The following is a 1,436-nucleotide window of genomic DNA, read 5'->3' as shown; positions in this document are numbered from 1 at the left end:
TGAAGTGACCCCATTTCGTTGGACAGTGAGTTACGCTGCCAAGTGCTGAGTCCTGAATTGTACAGGGCTCAGTCCGTTGAGCCTGAGCTTGATGCGGTCATTGTTGTAGTACCGGATGTACTCGGCAATACCGGTTACTAGCTGTTCTATGCTGGTGAATTTGTTCAGGTAGAAGTATTCGGATTTGAGGACACCAAAGAAGCTTTCCATGGCCGCGTTATCGTGACAGTTGCCCTTGCGAGACATGCTCTGCACCATCCCCCGGTTTTTGATTGCGTCTCGATAAGCGGTCATGCGGTATTGCCAGCCCTGGTCCGAATGGAGCATCGGTTTGTCTTCGGGGCCAAGCCTGGAAAAAGCTTCGTTGAGCATGGCGCTCACAAGCTCGAAGTGCGGCCGCCGGCTGGTCTTGAACGCAACGATTTCGCCGTTGTATAAATCGAGCACAGGCGACAGGTAAAGTTTCTCCCCTGCGACGTTAAATTCCGTAACGTCCGTTACCCACTTCTGGTTTGGTGCATCAGCTTCAAACTGACGCTGCAGTTGGTTCGCCGCTGCCTGTCCTACCTCGCCTTTGAATGACTTGTATTTCTTGGGTCGAACCAGGGACTTCAGCCCCATCACTCCCATCAAGCGCTGCACCGTCTTGTGATTGGTTTGCTGGCCAAGTTGACGCAGGGCAGCAGTGATCCGGCGGTAGCCATAACGCCCCTTGTGGTTGTCGAATATGTTCTTGATCGTGACTTTCAACTGCGCGTACTTGTCGCCCGCCTTACTTGCTTTCGTTCGTTCGTAGAACGTACTGCGCGCCAGACCCGCTACCTCGAGTAGGCCATTGACGGGATATGCTTGCCTTAGTTCCTGGACGACTTGCGCTTTTTCTGAGCGGCTGATGCTTCCTTTGCTTGAACTAAGGCACGCAACTTTTTTAGGTAGGCATTCTCCATACGCAGGTAAGCCAACTCTTGCATCAGTTCTTCACGGCTGCGCGTGTCTTGGCCGGCCGGCACTTCCGGCTTCGTGGTAGGTAGCGTCATCTTCTTCGATCTTGTTATCGGCCTTGGGGCCAAAGCATCAGCGCCACCCTTGCGATAAGCCCTCTCCCAATCTCCTACCGTCGAGTGACGGCGGATATCGAACTTGGCAGCGGTCTGGGTGACAGAAAGCCGATTTTCCCACATGTGGTGCAGCACCGACAGCTTGAAATCGGCTTCGTACCGGGTCCGCTTCTTGCGCAGCCCAGCATCTCCATGCAGCCTGTAAGCAGCCACCCATCGCTCGATAAGCGAACGATTTGACACGCCAAGGCGTAAGGATAGAGCCCGAAAGCCCTCGTGACCAGACAGGTAGTTTTGCACTACCATCTGTTTGAACTGCTCTGTGTACTTCGTCATATCACCCCAAAAAGTTGTGTCTAACTTTTTGGGGTCACTTCA

The 1,436-nt window shown here is 53.4% G+C and carries 1 protein-coding gene; it reads right to left on the bottom strand.

Translation table 11 applies throughout. From position 1 onward, the window contains the following. Positions 1 to 30: 30 nt before the first annotated feature. Positions 31 to 1,394 (bottom strand): IS3 family transposase gene (locus tag QPK31_RS26075; RefSeq protein WP_290425791.1). Its coding sequence is split into 2 segments (ribosomal slippage): positions 31 to 884 and positions 884 to 1,394, totalling 1,365 coding nucleotides; the frame shifts between segments, so codons are not numbered across the junction. Positions 1,395 to 1,436: the final 42 nt, after the last annotated feature.

This window comes from Massilia sp. YIM B02769 (assembly GCF_030411995.1).
GTDB lineage: Bacteria > Pseudomonadota > Gammaproteobacteria > Burkholderiales > Burkholderiaceae_D > Telluria.
This window is presented reverse-complemented; position numbering and strand designations above follow the sequence as displayed.